Source organism: Ruegeria sp. BG9 (genome assembly GCF_056538305.1).
In genome coordinates this window covers 142988-160163 of sequence record NZ_JBQFSY010000010.1, presented here as the reverse complement: position 1 = coordinate 160163, position 17176 = coordinate 142988, and the positions used below count along the sequence as shown (strand labels likewise).

At 59.5% G+C, this 17176-nt stretch carries 15 protein-coding genes and 1 tRNA gene; 10 read left to right on the top strand and 6 right to left on the bottom strand.

The features are described from left to right. Nucleotides 1-2: 2 nt before the first annotated feature. Together ACR0I8_RS17865 and ACR0I8_RS17860 are read right to left on the bottom strand one after the other, a co-directional pair. Complete coding sequence (locus ACR0I8_RS17865; RefSeq protein WP_170342821.1) at nt 3-1388, bottom strand: metal-dependent hydrolase family protein; 1386 nt, start codon at nt 1386-1388, stop codon at nt 3-5. 51 nt (nt 1389-1439) lie between these two features. Next, complete coding sequence (locus ACR0I8_RS17860) at nt 1440-2957, bottom strand: metal-dependent hydrolase family protein (RefSeq protein WP_170343540.1); 1518 nt, start codon at nt 2955-2957, stop codon at nt 1440-1442. A 191-nt stretch (nt 2958-3148) separates the two neighbouring features. Between ACR0I8_RS17860 and ACR0I8_RS17855 the strand changes: the two genes are divergently transcribed. After that, complete coding sequence (locus ACR0I8_RS17855; RefSeq protein ID WP_170357385.1) at nt 3149-4192, top strand: helix-turn-helix domain-containing protein; 1044 nt, start codon at nt 3149-3151, stop codon at nt 4190-4192. 408 nt (nt 4193-4600) lie between these two features. Here ACR0I8_RS17855 and terL read toward each other — a convergent pair whose 3' ends face one another. Genes terL through ACR0I8_RS17840 form a run of 3 tightly spaced genes read right to left on the bottom strand, consistent with a single transcriptional unit; the run spans nt 4601 to nt 7884 of the window. Next, entirely contained in the window at nt 4601-6079 is a 1479-nt protein-coding gene (gene terL / locus ACR0I8_RS17850; RefSeq protein WP_170352647.1) for a phage terminase large subunit, read from the bottom strand. Next, on the bottom strand, nt 6066-6497 hold the full coding sequence (locus ACR0I8_RS17845) for a DUF5681 domain-containing protein (protein ID WP_093964947.1): 432 nt from the start codon (nt 6495-6497) through the stop codon (nt 6066-6068). The genes terL and ACR0I8_RS17845 overlap by 14 nt, the downstream gene beginning before the upstream one ends. Then, nucleotides 6490-7884 (bottom strand): site-specific DNA-methyltransferase, encoded by a 1395-nt coding sequence (locus ACR0I8_RS17840; RefSeq protein WP_245223230.1) that lies wholly within the window; start codon nt 7882-7884, stop codon nt 6490-6492. The genes ACR0I8_RS17845 and ACR0I8_RS17840 overlap by 8 nt, the downstream gene beginning before the upstream one ends. Before the next feature lie 448 nt (nt 7885-8332). Between ACR0I8_RS17840 and ACR0I8_RS17835 the strand changes: the two genes are divergently transcribed. From ACR0I8_RS17835 to ACR0I8_RS17825, 3 genes are read left to right on the top strand one after another with little or no spacing between them, the layout of a single operon-like run. Then, the gene (locus ACR0I8_RS17835; protein ID WP_093964945.1) at nt 8333-8563 is read left to right on the top strand and encodes a DUF3489 domain-containing protein; all 231 of its coding nucleotides are present in this window, start codon (nt 8333-8335) and stop codon (nt 8561-8563) included. Then, the gene (locus ACR0I8_RS17830) at nt 8560-8976 is read left to right on the top strand and encodes a DUF2924 domain-containing protein (protein WP_093964944.1); all 417 of its coding nucleotides are present in this window, start codon (nt 8560-8562) and stop codon (nt 8974-8976) included. Before ACR0I8_RS17835 ends, ACR0I8_RS17830 begins: the two co-directional genes overlap by 4 nt. Next, nucleotides 8973-10652 carry a recombinase family protein gene (locus ACR0I8_RS17825; RefSeq protein ID WP_093964943.1) on the top strand — a complete coding sequence of 560 codons (1680 nt, stop codon included), beginning with the start codon at nt 8973-8975 and terminating at the stop codon, nt 10650-10652. The genes ACR0I8_RS17830 and ACR0I8_RS17825 overlap by 4 nt, the downstream gene beginning before the upstream one ends. Before the next feature lie 375 nt (nt 10653-11027). On the opposite strand, the gene ACR0I8_RS17820 is transcribed toward ACR0I8_RS17825, so the two are convergent. After that, nucleotides 11028-11117, bottom strand: a tRNA-Ser gene (locus ACR0I8_RS17820). Nucleotides 11118-11319: 202 nt separating this feature from the next. Between ACR0I8_RS17820 and ACR0I8_RS17815 the strand changes: the two genes are divergently transcribed. Genes ACR0I8_RS17815 through ACR0I8_RS17790 form a run of 6 tightly spaced genes read left to right on the top strand, consistent with a single transcriptional unit; the run spans nt 11320 to nt 17152 of the window. Continuing rightward, nucleotides 11320-12624 (top strand): SPOR domain-containing protein, encoded by a 1305-nt coding sequence (locus tag ACR0I8_RS17815; RefSeq protein WP_170691994.1) that lies wholly within the window; start codon nt 11320-11322, stop codon nt 12622-12624. Nucleotides 12625-12640: 16 nt separating this feature from the next. Further along, entirely contained in the window at nt 12641-13807 is a 1167-nt protein-coding gene (locus ACR0I8_RS17810) for a D-alanyl-D-alanine carboxypeptidase family protein (RefSeq protein ID WP_170467827.1), read from the top strand. Continuing rightward, nucleotides 13804-14430 carry a dTMP kinase gene (tmk, locus tag ACR0I8_RS17805; RefSeq protein ID WP_170691992.1) on the top strand — a complete coding sequence of 209 codons (627 nt, stop codon included), beginning with the start codon at nt 13804-13806 and terminating at the stop codon, nt 14428-14430. Before ACR0I8_RS17810 ends, tmk begins: the two co-directional genes overlap by 4 nt. Before the next feature lie 3 nt (nt 14431-14433). Beyond that, nucleotides 14434-15555, top strand: coding sequence for a DNA polymerase III subunit delta' (locus ACR0I8_RS17800; protein ID WP_170691990.1), 1122 nt, complete (start codon nt 14434-14436; stop codon nt 15553-15555). Continuing rightward, complete coding sequence (locus tag ACR0I8_RS17795) at nt 15552-16358, top strand: TatD family hydrolase (RefSeq protein WP_170691988.1); 807 nt, start codon at nt 15552-15554, stop codon at nt 16356-16358. Before ACR0I8_RS17800 ends, ACR0I8_RS17795 begins: the two co-directional genes overlap by 4 nt. Beyond that, a complete protein-coding gene (locus ACR0I8_RS17790) occupies nt 16355-17152 on the top strand; it encodes an MBL fold metallo-hydrolase (protein ID WP_170691986.1) in 798 nt (265 codons plus the stop codon). Before ACR0I8_RS17795 ends, ACR0I8_RS17790 begins: the two co-directional genes overlap by 4 nt. The last annotated feature ends 24 nt before the right edge of the window (nt 17153-17176 follow it).

Below are 17176 nucleotides of genomic sequence, written 5' to 3'. Positions count from 1 at the left end.
CCTCAGTCCAGCGTGTTCTTGTAGATCACGCCGTCCTTCATGATGACCTTCAGGTTGGGATCAGGATCGGCCAGAAGAAGGATGTCTTCGAGCGGGTTGCCATCGACCAGCAGGAGATCCGCGTAAGCGCCTTCCTCGACCACGCCGAGCGGGCCGTCTTGATACGGATTGTTCAAGCCCGTAAGCCGGTTCATGCGGGCGCCGTTCGATGTGGCCATGCGCAGAATGTCGAAGGGTTTGAACTTGGCCTCGTGCAGGTATTTGAACTCGTCGTTCATCTTCTTGTCCTGCTCAAGCGTCTGGTCCCAGTTGTTGATGAGATCGGTGCCCAGAGTGTAGAGGTCGATCATGCCCGGTGTCGTCTGGATCACCTCGATCATGTTGGCGGCGGCGTCACGGACACTCTTCCATTTGGCGAACGAGGCTGGCGTGTAGAAGGCTTCCGCCTGTTCGGTCGTCACCGAGTAGACCGGGGCTACCGCCGTCGCGAACATGATCTGCTTTTCGACCATGATCTCGGCGGCCTCCTTGGTCAGGAACGGGATGTGCTCAACGGTCTTTGCACCGTTGTCGATACAGTTGCGGATCGCCTGCTCGGTGAACACGTGGCAGGTGACGTAGGTGCCCCATTGCTCGGCGGTCTTGACCGCCATCTGGATCTCGTCCGCCTGGTACTGAAGCGAATGCAGCGGGTCGAACTCGGACGTGACCCCACCGCTGACCATGACCTTGATCTGGGTTGCCCCGCGCCGCAGGTTCTCGCGCACCGCCATGCGGATCTGCTCCGGGCCATCCGCGATGAAGCTCATGTCCGTGTCGACCCAATGCGATGGGCCTTGCCCCGACAGGGTTGGATGCCGGTCGTTCAGCTTGCGGAAATCGGCATGGCCCGATGTCTGCGTGATGAAGGCCTCCGAGGAATAGATCCTCGGGCCGGGGAACATACCGGTATCGATGATCCGCGCGATGGACTTTGCCGGTCCGCCGAGGTCACGAACCGTCGTGAACCCGTTCATCAGGATGCGCTCGGACCGGATCGTTGCAACGCCACCAAGATGGAAGGGCGTGATGTTCTGGCGCAACCCGTCACTGAGCGGGTTGAACACCAGCAAATGCACGTGCTGGTCATGCATCCCCGGCATGAGCGTGCGCCCGCCGCCGTCAATCATGGTTGCGTTGGGCGCTTCGATCCCGTCCGTCGAAATTTCCTTGATCAGGTTGCCTTCGACCAGAACGCTGGCGTTTTCGATCCGCGCCTCGTTCACGCCGTCAAAAACATGGACATTGGTGAACAGGGTCTGCGGCAGCGCTTCGTCCTGCGCAGAGGACATGCCGGCAGCGAGCGACACCACGCCCGCCAGTAATGTGGACTTGAAAAGATGCTTCATAAGTTTGCCCTTCCGCAATGTTGACGGCGGAGCCAGCGCCCCGCCGAAAGTTCAGTTCAACGTGTTCTTGTAGAACTTGCCGTCCTTCATGATGACGCGAATGCTCGGCACGTCCTGCCCGCGTGGCTCGGCATCGAACCATGTATCGACAGCGCCGATGGCAGTGATGTCTTCGAGCGGGTTTCCGTCAACGATGAGGATATCGGCATAGGCACCTTCCTCGATCACGCCGAGCTTGCCTTCGGGATAGGGGTTTCCGCGTCCCGTCAGTGCGGCCAGTTCGCCGCCATTCGAGGTCATCATCTGCAAGGCCCAGAGGTTGCCGAACTCACGCGCCATGAAAGCCTTGGTGAAGTCCATCGACTGCCGGTACGGCACACCGGTCAGCAGCACGTAGTCGGAATCGAACACCATCTTCGGCTTGTACTTCCGCACCAGATCAAACAACTGCTCGCTGTTTTTCCGCAACCAGAGGAACTTCGCCGTCGGCGGGAAGGTCGGGTCCTGGTGCATCGGATGCTCAAGCGCCTCGGGCGCCAACGCGGTCAGGTTGGGCGAGAAGAACGCTTCCTTCTCTACCAGCTTCTGCATCGTCGGTTCCGTTATGGTCAGGCCGTGATCCACCACTTTGACCCCGAGATCGAGCGCGCGCGACAGGTCGCTATCCATGAAGACATGCATGGCGACATAGGAATCCATGTCCCCGGCCACCTCGACGGCAGCGGCGATTTCTTCGTCTGTAAAGGCGGACTGGTAGATCGGGTCCTTGATGGAGGTCACACCACCACTGACCATGATCTTGAGGTAGTTGGCCCCAAGCGCAAAGTTCCGCCGCGCGCCGTGGAGCACTTCGGCAGGGCCGTCGACAAGCCGCGTGATCTCCAGCCGTTCAAGATTGCTTTCGTTCTTGCGTTGCCCGGCGATCCCCCAGTCGCCATGACCACCGGTCTGGCTGAGGCAGGCGCCGGACGAGTATATCCGCGGGCCCGGAAGCGAACCCTCGTCGATTACCGCACGAAGTCCACCATGTGCACCGCACATGTCGCGCACGGTTGTGAAGCCCATCGCCAGCATTTCCTGCGCAAAGGCCGCAGAACGTGCGCCGATCTCCTCCCATGTCGTGTCCTGAAGGCCCGGGATCGTGCCATCCTTGTACATATTCACATGCACATGGCTGTCGATCAGTCCCGGCATCAAGGTGCGTCCGCCGCCGTCGATCACATTGACCTCGACCTCTTTGGTCTCGATACCGCGTTCGGTCTGGATGGTGAAAGAATAGCCGTCGATACCGCCAACAGGATCGGGCAGGCGCTTGCTTCCGCCCGTTCGAACTTCGACTTCCCACGTGCCGGATTCGGGAATGTCCTCTGCAATCTTGTGAATCTTGTTCTTGACGACGAGCACGTCGACATCTTTCAAGCCGTCATTCACCCCGTCGAAGACCATCACGTTCTTGAACAGCGTGACCTCCGAGGGAATGTTGGGGATATCCTGCGCAATGGCAGGCGTCGTGAGCGCAATTGCCATTGACATGGCCGGCAGCAACGCCTTCAGGTTGAGTGTTGTCATTCGGTGTCCTCCCAGGGGTCGGTCTTCCTGCGGACCGATCCTCCCACTATGCACATGTGCCCCGAGATTCTTTTGACCCGCTGATCCCGTGGTGCATTTTTCTGACCCGATCCGGTCAATTTCAGCCAATTTCTGCTTGGCCGTCAGGCGCCCGCGCCCGTAGCGTGTCGGAGAGCGAAAGGGTGATGTGGATGCCGCAAGGAGAACAAAAGGACGGTTTGTCCCTCGTACGTGCTACGGTCCTCGGCCCCGTCGTAGCGATGATGCGGCGGCTCGATGCGGATCCGGCCTTTGCGCTCGGGCTGCATGGATTGAGCGAGGAACAGGTCCTGAACCCGGCCGAGTTCATCCCGCATGACACGGTCTATGCGGCGCTGGCCTCCATCGCCGACATCACCCGGCCGGATATCTGCGCCTTGGCGGGACAACAGACAGACCTGTTGAAGTTCCTGCCGCGTGGGGCGCTCCTCGGCCAGTCGGTGACCCTTGGCGATTTCTTCACCCGGTTCACCCAGATCGTCTCGAAGGAAAGCAACGCGGTGTCCTTCCGGCTCCTGATCGAGGAGGAACACGCCTACTTCACCACCAGTCGCAATTTCGAACCCGAGGTGTCGCCGGGCCATTCGGACGCCTTTCTCGTCGGGATCTGGATCTCCCTGCTGCACCGTGTTCTCGATTTCCGATGGGATCCAACCCAGGTTGTTCTGCGCCTCTGCGATCCGACCCTGCTGCCGGAGCAGTTTCATGGCGTGCGGGGCATCAAGTGCAACAACAGGGGATTCTCCATCCGCTTTCCGGCGGCCTGGCTGTCGCTTCCAATCAACCCCGAACTCCTCGTGAACCACGACAATGATATCGAAGAACCGGTTCAGGTCGATGTGCCCCTGGACTACCTCGAAGGCTTCGAAATTCTCGTGCGATCAAGGCTGTCCGATCCGGCGCTGACGGTGAGCGAGGCCGCCCGGATGTGCAGCATCACCACCAAGGTGCTGAACAAGCGCTTGTCCTCCTACGGAACAACGGCGTCCAAGGTGATCAACCGGCTGCGGATGGAAAAGGCCTCCGAACTGCTCACCACATCTGATCATTCGATCAAGGAGATCGCCCAATTGGTCGGCTTGTCCGAAACATCGGCACTCACCCGAGCCTTCACGCGGAACTTCGGCATATCCCCGAAAGATTGGCGCAATAAGGAGGCACAAGAGGCCCAAATTGCCGGAGCGCCTGCAGATTAGCCTGACCCCGCTGCGACTTCTCGACTACCGCAATCTCTTGGAACCTCGGTCGCCAATGGTAATGCCGAAGAGATGCATGAACCGGCGAGCCCTTCGCGGGGAGCAATCGATGGGAAAGGAGACCTCCATGCTATCCGCAGCGAACTCCCGCTTGCCGCCCATCTTGACCGCCTTGGTTTCTGCGAACTCTGACTTCTCGTGCCCGCAGCGAAGGTCCGTAAGGTCGGCATTCTGCCCGTTCGTGACAAAAGCTGCATCGGTCGGGAAGGGCTCAAAGCCGTCATCCGACGGCATTAGCGATTAGACCGGTTTGTGGTTGCGAGCGGTCATTGGGGCCGCTCTCAGGATTGGTCCGACATCGGCCCTCCCAGTACTATTCAACGAGTTTTCAAGCTCAACTCCGAGATCCTACCGTCGCCTGACCCTCTCTCGATTACGCTCCCGACGTTCGATGTTGATCCGGTGGTCGCGGCCCAATGCCCGGTAGAAGCCCGGTCCCTTGGACCAGTTCAGAAAGTGGGCAAAGCTGTCGACCTGATCGTCGTTGCGTCCGCGTGGAAAGGACTGAAGCTCCCGTTTGAATACCGGCAGCCAGGGTGCATCTGCAGGCAGATAAACCTTGCCCTCTTCGACAGGACCGCAAGCGGACTGGAACCGGGTTTCCTTGTCCTTGTCGGGTTTAATGCGTTCGTAGCGCCGACGGTCATCACGAAACAATTCGTCCAAAAGAGGTTTGCCGGAGGCCGCATCTTCGATCAGGACACGATCGGGATCCCAACGGCCGACAAGTTGCAGTGCCTTGGCTTTCAGGTCTGGGTAGTCTACCTGCCCGCGCCAGACGTCGATAAGATGCCACGCATTTTCGCGGAACCCCCAGGTTGTACAGACAGAGAAATCAGACCGGGGGTCTGCCGACATGCCCGTATCCCAGCTCTGAACCACCAGTTGGAACCAGCGGCGATCTTCGATGGTCTCGTAGGTGCCAAACCACTCCCAGCGCAAGGGCGACCCGTCGGGAGCAATGGGGTTCTGCTGATACTGGCAATTGAACACGGCCGCGCCCATTTCGCGACGCTTGGTATCCAGCGTTTGCTGATCCAAACGGGACGGGCACAGGAGATCACCCGGTTTGCGGCGCATGACCCTTCCACGCCCAAGAGGAACCACCTCATGGCCTTCTGCGATGGCAGGCAGATTCAGATGCCGGTAGGTCCCGCGTTCGAGCAGATAACCCGGCGGATCCATCTCGTGCAACCGTTGCGCAACCATAACCACACGCCCTTCGGCCGGATTGTCGAAGCGCGACAACAAGGTCCCCTCAATGAACTCCTGCGCCTTGACCAGCTCGGCTTCGGAGCCGGCATCTCCGGCTTTCAGCAGGTCATCGATGATGATGTAATCGGCGCCATGACCGGTGACAGAACTTCCAATGGAGACAGCCTTACGGCTGCCTCCCTTTGTGGTGCGGATTTCTTCTGAGGTGTTGCCCTTTTTAGCCAAGACCGTTTCAGGGAACATTTCCCGGTACCAGCGCGCAGACATGATCCGACGACAATCTTCGGAATGTTTGCGCGCCAGATCCAACCCATAGCTGGCAACGATGATCTTGGCGCTGGGGTTATGACCGAGAAGATAAGCGACATATGCAACGGCCACGGTGACCGATTTCAGGCAACGTGGCGGGATGTTGATGATCAGTCGCTTGTTTTCGCCTCGACGGACATTGTCCAACTCATGGCACATGGCCCGCACATGCCAGGCCGGATCAAAGCTGCGGTCAGTTCCCTGGTGCAGCGTGCCAAACACACGCCAAACGAAGGGAAAGAAATTGTCCCGGCAAACCTCGCGAGCGGCTTGCACGACGATTTTTGGATCAGGAGTCGTCATCTTCCGCCTCCTCGTTTTCCAGATCACCGTCACCGTCCAGTTGGCTGGAAAAGAAATCCCGGAGGATGTCGTAGTCGACAGCGTCGGGCTCAACCGTACGGACGCTTTCTTGCGCGTCCAATTCACTTGCGTTGAACAGATCTGTGTCCAGCTTAAGCAGCGCCATCAACAATTTCGTGTCGCCCTTCAACGCGCCTGCCGTGAACCGCTTGGCAATTGCCTCAGCCTTGGAAATCCGGATTTCGTGGCTGCCTTCGCGAACCGTAATCTTGGTTTCCAATTCACGTTTCAAGCTGGCATTCACCCCCTTGGCACCTTTCGGCCGCCCTTTCGGATTGCCGGATCGGCCTTTTTTGAATTGGGTCGCTTTGGGCGGTTTGCCGTAGCCGACCTCATACTCTTTCGTATCGTCAGACATGACCCACCTCCTGTTCTGAAGTGGTATCGTTGGCCGCAAAACGCGCATCGAACGTCTGGCCTGTTACCGCGTGCACGGCGCTATCACCGGTCATCTCCTGCCAACGGCGGATGGCCACATCGACATAAGCCGGGTCGAGCTCAATAAGCCGCGCTTGGCGCCCGGTTTTCTCAGCTGCCAGCAGAGTCGCGCCGGACCCGCCAAAGGCGTCCAGCACGACATCGCCGCGGTGGCTCACATCCATGATGGCATCTGCAACCAGCGCTGTCGGCTTCACCGTGGGATGATCCGCGAGATCCGCCTCGCGCCCTGCCCCAAAGCTGTTCACACCGGCGTAATCCCAGACGTTGGTCCGGTTGCGCCCGTGTTTGCCCAGCTCGACGTTGTTGATGTGCGGCGCACCAGGCTTCTTGAAAATGCAAATCAGCTCATGCTTTGAGCGATAAAGGCTGCCCATGCCTCCGTTCGTCTTGTTCCAGACGCAGAGATTGATGAGGTCCAATCCAGCTGCTTTGCCCGCCGTAATCAGTTCTTCGATATGACGCCAGTCCATGCAGATCATCGCGATGCCTCCGTTCGGCAGGCAGTCAAACAACTGCGTGATCGCGCCTGAAAGAAAGCCGCGGAACTCGCTATCCGTCATTTCTCCCGACGCCATGGCAAACTCGCGGTGTTCGGCGCTATTGCCGGACCGCACATGCCCATTGACAGGCACGTTGTAAGGCGGATCGGTGAAGACTATCTGCGGGGTCTCGCCTTCCAGCAAGGTGTCGTAGCTCTGGGCTTGAAGGGCGTCCCCGCAGAAAATGCGATGATCTCCGAGAACCCAGAGGTCGCCCGGCTCCGTGACTACGGGTGCCGCAGGGTCCGGCGTCTCAACAGTTTCCGCTACAGATACCGTCACCTCACCGACGCTGTCGATAATGATGTCGATCTCCGGTGTTTCGAACCCTGTGATGTCCAGATCAAAGTTCAACTCGCCATCAAGGCTGAGGTCCATCAGCTCGGCAAATTCGATCTGCAACGCCGCTTCATTCCAGTCCGACAATTCCGCCAGCTTATTGTCCGCAATGCGCAGAGCGCGCACTTCCGCTTCTGACAAATGATCCGCGACAACAGTCGGTACGGAATTCAACCCCAGGGCCTTAGCGGCCTCATAGCGGCCATGACCCGCGATGATTGTGCCCGAACCATCCAACAGGATCGGAGTGACAAAGCCAAACTGGGCCACCGATGCTTTCAGTTTGTCGACATTCTTGGCCGCGTGCACGCGGTTGTTGTTGGCGTAGGGCTTGATCTGGCTGATCTGGGATTGGATAACTTTTTCGGCCATCCAGATAGGCGTATTGGACGCCCGAACGTCGCTGTGTGTGTTTTTGGCAGGCATAACCGCCTCCTTTTGCGTGACGCCGCGCGGACGTCGAGATGGAGGGATCGCGCTGGAAAATCGGAGAGAGCACAAATCGCAACTCCCCGGACCAATCGATCCGAGACGTTGCTCCTTTGAATGCTCTCTGCGGAAACCTGTGTTTCCAATGAGTGCTGCCTGCGGGAGCAGTTTCCCGCCCTGATAGTCCGGGCGATTAGGTCGAATGTAGGTGCCATCAATACGAGACGCAACCCCCCAAACTAAAAGTAACCAATTAAGATTGTTGACGAATAATCGGGGGTACGCCAGCAACGCCCTTCAAAACACACGCCTCAAGTAATCGCTTCAGAAAGAGCTGGACTGTTGCCGTCAACCACGCATCACTGAACCCACGCCCGAGCCATTCGGGCGCTCCTCGGTACCGGGGTTCGGCATCTAGCCAGCCCCAAATCAGAGGAGACAATACATGTCCAAGCGGAAGCAAACCAAAATTGACAAAGTGCAACACTTGTTGCGCCGCCCGAGCGGCGCCAGCCTTGAGGCGCTCTGCAAAGCAACGGGATGGCAGCCTCATTCGGTCCGAGCAGCTCTAAGCGGTCTGCGGAAAAAAGGCGTCACAATTGAACGGCGGACATCCGACAAACCAAATGGACCATCCACATATCATCTGGCGGCGGGAACTGGAGAAGCGTCATGACCAAGACGAGCGATGTCGCCGATCTCGCCGCCATGGGTCGATCGGATCTGGTCACGCTTTGGCAGCAACTGTTTGATCAACCCGCCCCCGCCATGCTCAGCCAACCCTTTCTGCGCCGCTTTATCGCCTTTGAGATGCAGTCCCGCCGTCATGGCAGGCTACCCCGCCAGGTCAAAGCCACGCTGGAAAAGGGCTCTGGGAAGAAACCCCGGCCTACATGCCCTGCCCTAAAACCCGGCGGGCGCCTGCTACGCGAGTGGAATAGTGTGACCCATGTAGTCGACGTTACAGAAGACGGCTTCACTTGGAACGGTCGGTCCTATCGCTCACTCTCGGCCATCGCCCGAGAGATTACCGGCGCGCATTGGTCAGGGCCGCGTTTCTTTGGGCTCACCGGCAAGGCGGCCAAATGAGCCCGCGCCGTAAAATCCGATGCGCCATCTACACGCGCAAGTCCTCAGAAGATGGTCTGGATCAGGACTTCAATTCGCTGGATGCGCAATATGAGGCCTGCGCGGCCTATGTCGCAAGCCAGCGACATGAAGGCTGGACCCTGTTGTCCGGGCGCTACGATGACGGTGGCCTGTCGGGCGGCACCCTAGAGCGACCCGCCCTTCAGCGCCTTCTTGAAGAGATCGATGCCGGGCGTATTGACATGGTGGTGGTCTACAAGATTGACCGGCTGACCCGGTCGCTTGCCGACTTCTCTAAGCTGGTCGACCGGCTGGAACAGGCAAACTGTTCTTTTGTGTCCGTCACGCAGGCCTTCAATACCTCATCTTCCATGGGCCGGTTAACGCTGAATGTGCTGTTGTCCTTTGCTCAGTTTGAACGGGAAGTCACCGCCGAACGTATTCGCGACAAGATTGCAGCGTCGAAGAAGAAGGGGCTTTGGATGGGTGGCAACCTGCCTCTGGGCTATGATCGCCACCCCGATCCGAAGGCAAGAACGCTGGTGGTGAATGAAGAGGAGGCCAGAACGGTCCGGCATCTCTTTGGGCTTTATGACGAGCTTGGTTGCCTGCGCAAAGTAGAAGAACGGGCAACGGCAGAAGACCTGCGGTCAAAACGGGTTGTTCGGACAGATGGCAGTGTGAAGGGGGATTGTCCGCTGTCACGGGGTCAAATCTATTACCTGCTGCGCAATCCGGTCTATCTCGGAAAAATCCGCCACAAGGATAAGATCTGGGACGGACAACATCCGGCGATCATCGATCAGGACATCTGGGACCGGGTGCAGGAAAAAATGCGACAGGCCTCCAACCGCTCGCGGGCACGCGGCGACTCCGATGCGCGCCAACACTCCACTGACCCCGGGGCCTGGCTCACCGGTCTGCTGTATGACGAAACTGGTGATCGGTTGACGCCGACCCACACCACGCGCAAAGGCCGACGGTTGCGCTACTATATCTCCAATCGACTGATCTCAGGCGGCAAGGATATCTCTGGCTGGCGACTGCCCGGCCCAGCGCTGGAAAACGCGGTCATTGATGTCATCGTCAGACATTTGCAAGACGCCGCCGCGGCGCACCAAGTACTGGCGCAGCCGGAGGCCGGGTCAGCCGAGGCAGTTCAGACTTCAGTTGCGGATTTAGTAACCCGGCTTCTAGGCCATGGCTGTCAGATCGGCGCTGCTCTTCTGGCCAAAGGCAAACTTGCACGAGGACAGATCGACCTCGAATTTAACCCCAAAACTCTGGCAAGCGCACTTGGCATCGCGGCCGATCATCTGCACCCGGATCTCACCCACGTCACCGCATCTTTCGATCTGTGCCGCCGCGGCGTCGAGGCCAAGGTCATCGCCGGAGACATGGCACCCCAACCTGATCCCCACCTCCGGTCCATGCTGATCCGCGCCCATGGCTGGGCCCGTGATCTGAAGGCCGGAGTTCAACTGATGGAGATTGCCCGCCGCGAAAGCGTCCCTGACGCCTTCATCCGCACCCGTGCTCAGCTCGCCTTTCTCTCACCAAAGATTCAAACGGCGATTCTCGACGGGAGCCAGCCGCCCGAACTCACACTCAAGCGTCTGGTCAGCGTGACCCACCCACTTGAATGGTCCGAACAGGAACGCCTGTTCGGCTTCTGACATCTCCAGCTCCTGCGTCCCTGATACAGACTTCGCCCTCCCTGATCCGGCGGAACAATTCCCTGTTCGCACGAGGAAATTCCCTGTTCCACCTTTTAGGGAATTTGCAACATAAACCTCTGAGAAACATACAGTTCTGATAGAAGAAATGACGGAAGTCAGTCCCGGTTTGCGAATATTCCCTGTAAATTGCAGGTTATCAGGGAAATCCAGCCCAAAGCGACCCCGCTAAAATGCGACACTGAGACTCGCGCCTGAATTGTCCTCTGAATGTACGGTTTGCTTCGTCTCTGATTGAAAGCGCATGCGCCAACGCGCGGGAATTGCGTAACAATTCCGGATCAGAAAATACAACTGAAGTGAGACAGGTATGAGTGGCGGGGAGACAGGGATTCGAACCCTGGGGACGCTCTCACGCCCAACGGTTTTCAAGACCGCCGCATTCGACCACTCTGCCACCTCCCCGTCGAAAGCAGGGTCTAAGGCCAACTGAAATCAGAGGCAAGTCGAAATCGGGAAATCTTGCCGAAGCCCAAGCAGCGGACTTTCCATAGAACCGTACCCACGTTATGATCCGCATGAAAGACCGCAGCAGACTGGCGCGAAGAACCGGCTGGCTGACGGTGGGGCTCGGGGAACGAGGCCCCTTCAGGCAAGGGATGACAAAATGAAGCGAGCGACTGAGATCCGCCCAGGGCCAAAACGGCTGGCGTGCTTGGCTGTAGCCTTGGTGGTGTTGTCGGGTTGCGAGGAAACGCTGGCAACCGCAGAAAAACCCGACGAAAATACCAGCAAGAACGAACTTTTCCCGCAGTCCTCCGGCGACACACAGCGCGATGTCGAGGCACCGGACGTGTTCCAATTGACCGAGGCCGGACTGTGGGACGGTCGTCCCTCTCTGGGCGGGATCTGGGTGGCTCATCCGGATGTGACTCAGCCCGAACGGGTGATCATCAAAAACGCCACGAACAACAAATCGGTGACCGGCGCTTTGTTCCGGCGTGAACGCAACCTGCCCGGCCCCGCCTTGCAGGTATCATCTGCGGCGGCGGAGCAACTAGGTATTCTTGCCGGCGCGCCGACCAAGATCAACGTGGTTGCCTTGCGGCGCGAAACCGTAGAAGTCGCGCCCGAGCCCGAGGTAGCCGAGATCGAGACTGCGCCCGAAGCAAGCATCGAGACCGCCGCCGCCAGTGACGTGGCCGAGGTTGAGGCATCCGAGGCCACCTCTGAGACGGAAAAACCGGCCAAGCGCAAATGGTGGCAGAAGAAAGCCCCTGCCGCAGCTGCGACTGCAGGCGTTGTGGGCGCAGCCGCCGTTGCCTCGGACGCGGCCGAGGATGGGGCCGAAGCCGCCGTAGCTAGTGACGTGGCCGAAGTTGATGCGCCCGAAGCTACCTCTGAGAAGGAAAAACCGGCCAAGCGCAAATGGTGGCAGAAGAAAGAGCCCGCCGCAGCGGCGACTGCAGGCGCTGTGGGCGCAGCCGCTGTTGCCTCGGACGCAGCCGTGGATGGCGCCGAGGCCACCGCAGAGATATCGGCAGCCAGCACGGCTCCGGCTTTGACCGATGCGCCGGTGGTTGCGCCTGCCGAAAAACCGGCCAAACGCAAGTGGTGGCAGAAAAAAGATCCCAACGCGATCACCGAAACCACGCTTGACCCGATCGAAGGGGCCGCAGCAGCTATCGACGCCGCCGAACCGACGCCTGTCGCCGCGACGGCCGCCACGACATCCTCGCTTTCGAAACCATTTGTTCAGGTCGGTACCTTTGGCGTTCAGTCCAATGCCAACAGCGCCGCCGCCAAAATCCGCAGAAACGGCATGTCGGCCGAGGTGCGAGAGTTAAAGACCGAAGACAACACCGTCTGGCGCGTGCTGGTCGGACCCGCCGCCACCCGCGCCGAGCGCAAGGCCATCCAGAACGACGTGAAAGATCTGGGCTTTGGCGACGCGTTCACCGTGGCCAACTGAGAACAGGAGGCACCTTATGCTATCCGCATTGCGAACATCCGTTTTCACCCTCGGGATGGCTGTTCTGGCCCTGCCCGCCCACGCGTTCGACACCTCGGCGCGCGCGGCATATGTAATGGATCAGACCACAGGTACCGTGCTTCTTTCCAAAGACGCCGATCAGCCGCTTCCGCCCGCATCCATGTCCAAGCTCATGACGCTATATGTCGCGTTCGAAGCGCTACGTGATGGGCGTTTGACGCTGCAGGAAACCCTGCCTGTCTCGGAACATGCCATGAGCTATGGCGGCTCGACCATGTTCCTGAACACGCAGGACCGTGTAACCGTCGAGGATCTGATACGCGGCATTATCGTACTGTCCGGCAATGACGCTTGTGTGGTGATCGCCGAGGCGCTTAGCCCCGATGGGACCGAGGCCGGATTTGCCCGCTATATGACCCAGCGCGCGCAGCAGATGGGGATGAACAACTCGAACTTTGCCAACTCCAACGGCTGGCCCGCTGCCGGGCATATGATGTCCGTGCATGATCTGGCCGTCCTCGCAGATCGGCTGATCACGGATTTTCCCGAATATTACCCTCTGTTCGCTGAAGAAGAATTCGAGTTTGACGGGCGCGCGCCTTCTAACAAGCGCAACCGCAACCCTCTGCTACGGCTGAACATTGGGGCCGACGGCCTAAAAACCGGCCACACGCAAGAGGCCGGCTACGGCCTTGTCGGATCGGCCAAACAAGGCGATCGCCGGGTGATCTTCGTTCTCACCGGCCTAGACAGTACCGCTCAGCGGGCAGAGGAGGCTGAGTCCGTGGTTAACTGGTCGTTTCGAAATTTTGTCGAGAGGACAGTTGCCACCGAAGAAGCGCCAATAGCCGAAGCCAAGCTGTGGATGGGTGAGAAAAAGACCGTGGGTCTGGTGCCCGACGGCGACCTGAATGTTTTGTTCCCGGTTCTGGGCACCCAGAATATCGAGGCCGAGGTTGTCTATGACGGCCCCGTCAACGCACCCGTTGCCAAGGGCCAGCAACTGGCCGAGTTGGTGATCAAGCCCGAAGGTTTGCCCGAAATCCGCCGCCCTCTGTTCGCGGCCGAGGATGTCCCGCTCGGCGGCTTCATGGTGCGCATGATGACCGTCGGCGGGATTGTCCTCAAAGACGTTATCAATAACCCGCTGGAGTCGATGTGACGCAACGCGGGTTATTCCTGACCTTTGAAGGCATAGACGGATCAGGCAAATCAACTCAGGCCCGGATGTTGGCCGAGTCCCTCCGCAATGAGGGCCATCAGGTCGTGCTGACGCGCGAACCCGGCGGGTCACCGGGGGCCGAAGAAATCCGCAGCCTCGTGCTGGAAGGCGACCCTGACCGGTGGTCGGCGGAAACCGAACTGTTGCTGTTCACCGCCGCCCGCCGCGATCATCTGGAACGGACAATCGAACCGGCCTTGGATGCGGGAAAGGTGGTGATCTGCGATCGCTTTGCCGACAGCACAAGGATGTATCAGGGCCTGTCTCGTGGGAACCTGCGGGCGGTTGTCGATCAGCTCCATGACCTTATGATCGGGCGCGAGCCGGACATGACCTTGCTGATCGACATGGATCCGGAGACAGGCCTGTCTCGTGCCAAAGGGCGACAGGGCACCGAGGAGCGATTCGAAGATTTCGGTCCTGCCCTGCAAAAACAGATGCGCGCCGGTTTTCTGGCGCTGGCTGATGAGTTTTCCGACCGGTTTCGCGTCATCGATGGCAATCGCGACATGGACAGTGTCGCACAGGATGTGAGAGATATCGTCGAGGCAGCCTTGCGATAGACGATGAGCGACGACATCCCAACCCCAGATCAAACGCCCGGAGCGCCGCATCCGCGTGAGACCGCGCAGCTGTTCGGGCAGGACACGGCCGAGCAAGCGTTTCTGAGCGCCTACAACTCGGACCGGCTGCACCATGGTTGGCTTCTGACCGGCCCGCGCGGGGTCGGTAAGGCCACGCTGGCATGGCGGATCGCGCGATTTCTGCTCGCCACCCCTCCGGCGGATGACGGAGGGCTGTTTGACGCGCCTCCGCCCCCGCAGACTCTAGAGATCGACCCGGACCACCCGGTGTCGCATCGCATATCTGCTGGCGCGGAACCGGGGCTGGCGGCGATCACCCGTTCGTTGAACGATCAGGGGCGTCTCCGGAACGAGATCGTGGTGGATGATATCCGCAAGCTGGGCAAGTTCTTCGGCCTGTCCTCGGCAGATGGCGGGCGACGCGTGGTCATTGTAGACGCGGCCGATGAGATGAATGTCAGTGCTGCGAATGCCCTTCTAAAAATGCTGGAGGAGCCACCGGCGCGCACCACGTTGCTGCTGATCTCGCACCAACCCTCGCGCCTGTTGCCGACCATCCGGTCCCGTTGCCGCACCTTGCGTCTCTCACCGCTGGGCCCTGAGGATATGCAGACCGCTTTGGTGCAGACCGGGGCGGAGGTTCCCAGCCAAACCGATCACCTTGCCGCTCTGGCCGCTGGGTCGGTTGGCGACGCGGTCCGTCTCATCAATCTGGGCGGGCTTGAGATCTATGCCGAGTTGATCGCTATTCTGGGCACCCTGCCCCGAATGGACCGTCAGCGCGCCCTTAGGCTGGCCGAAGCCGCCGCCCAGCGCGGCGCAGCCGAACGTTTCGAGCTGTTGCTGACCCTGATCGACGTGGCACTATCTCGTCTGGCAATGACCGGCGCGACAGGCGCAGCCCCCTTACCGGAAGCCGCCCCCAACGAGGCGGAAACTCTGACCCGGCTTTCGGCCTCACCTCATCAGGCCCGCAATTGGGCCGAGGTGGCGGCAACGATCACCGCCCGCGCACGTCATGGTCAGGCGGTGAACCTTGACCCTGCAGCGTTGGTCCTAGATACGATGTTCAAGATACAAGAAACCTCCGGTCAGAGCAGATGAGCAACATCCCCCAGATCACCGATAGCCATTGCCATCTGGATTTCCCCGATTTCGAAGGGCAACTGGACCAAATCATCACCAATGCAGCCGAGGCCGGTGTGACCCGCATGGTCACTATCTGCACCCGCCTGCGCAATGAACCCAGCGTGCGCGCAATCGCCGAGGCTCATGCACCGATCTTCTATGCCGCCGGCACCCACCCGATGAGCGCGGCGGACGAGCCGATGGCCACGGTCGATGAACTGGTCGCATTGGCGCAGCACCCCAAATTCGTGGGCATCGGCGAGACCGGGTTGGACTATCACTACACCGCCGACAGCGCCGAGGTGCAAAAGCAATCCCTACGCATTCATATTGAGGCGGCCCAACGCACCGGCCTGCCTCTGATCATCCACGCCCGCGCAGCCGATGACGATATGGCGCGCATTCTGGCCGAGGAATACCGCAACGCGCCCTATTCCTGCGTGATGCACTGTTTTTCATCCTCGGCCGAGTTGGCAAAAGCTGCCCTTGACCTTGGGTTCTACCTGTCTATGTCCGGAATTGCCACTTTCCGAAAAAGTCAGGAGCTACGCGATATCTTCGCTATCGCCCCGGTAGACCGCATTCTGGTCGAAACCGACGCCCCTTATCTTGCCCCGCCCCCATACCGCGGCAAACGCAATGAGCCAGCCTATTCCGCTCACACTGCCCGCAAAGGGGCCGAGGTATTCGGCATGGACTACGCAGATTTCGCCGCACAGACACAGGTAAACTTTGACCGCCTGTTCTCAAAAGCGGCACAGTATAAGGCTGCCGCATGACACAGCTGCGCTGCACCATTCTAGGCTGCGGGTCCTCGGGCGGCGTGCCGCGCCTTGGTGGCCATTGGGGCGATTGCGATCCCGATAATCCAAGAAATATCCGCCGTCGCTGCTCGATGCTGGTCGAAAGAGACGGGCCAGAAGGCACGACCTCGGTCCTAATCGACACCTCGCCGGATATGCGCAGCCAGCTTCTGGATACCGGAACCGGGCGGCTCGACGGGGTGGTGTATACTCATTCTCACGCCGATCATGTGCACGGCCTTGATGATCTGAGAATGATCGTCTTCAACATGAAGACCCGTGTGCCGGTCTGGGCGGATGGCGACACCCAGAATGCCCTGCTCGGACGGTTCGGATATGCGTTCATCCAGCCCGAGGGCTCTCCGTACCCACCGATTCTGGAGCTGAAATCTATTGACGGCCCTTTCGAGATCGACGGTCCCGGAGGTCCGATCCCCCTGCGCCCGTTCCGCGTGAACCATGGTTCAATCGACTCGCTGGGGTTTCGGATGGGCAATCTCGCCTATCTGCCAGACGTCGCCGAAATCTATGACGATGCATGGACCGAGATGGAAGGGCTGGATTGTCTGGTCATCGACGCCCTGCGCCGCGCGCCGCATCCTACCCATGCGCATCTGGAAAAAACCCTGGGGTGGATTGAGAAACTGCAGCCCAAACGCGCCGTCCTGACCAATATGCATATCGACCTGGACTATGCGACGGTCGAGGCCGAAACCGCCGATCACATCACCCCTGCCTATGACGGGATGGTGATCGAGCAAGCGCTGTAAGGCCCTGCCTTTTGTGACGCACAT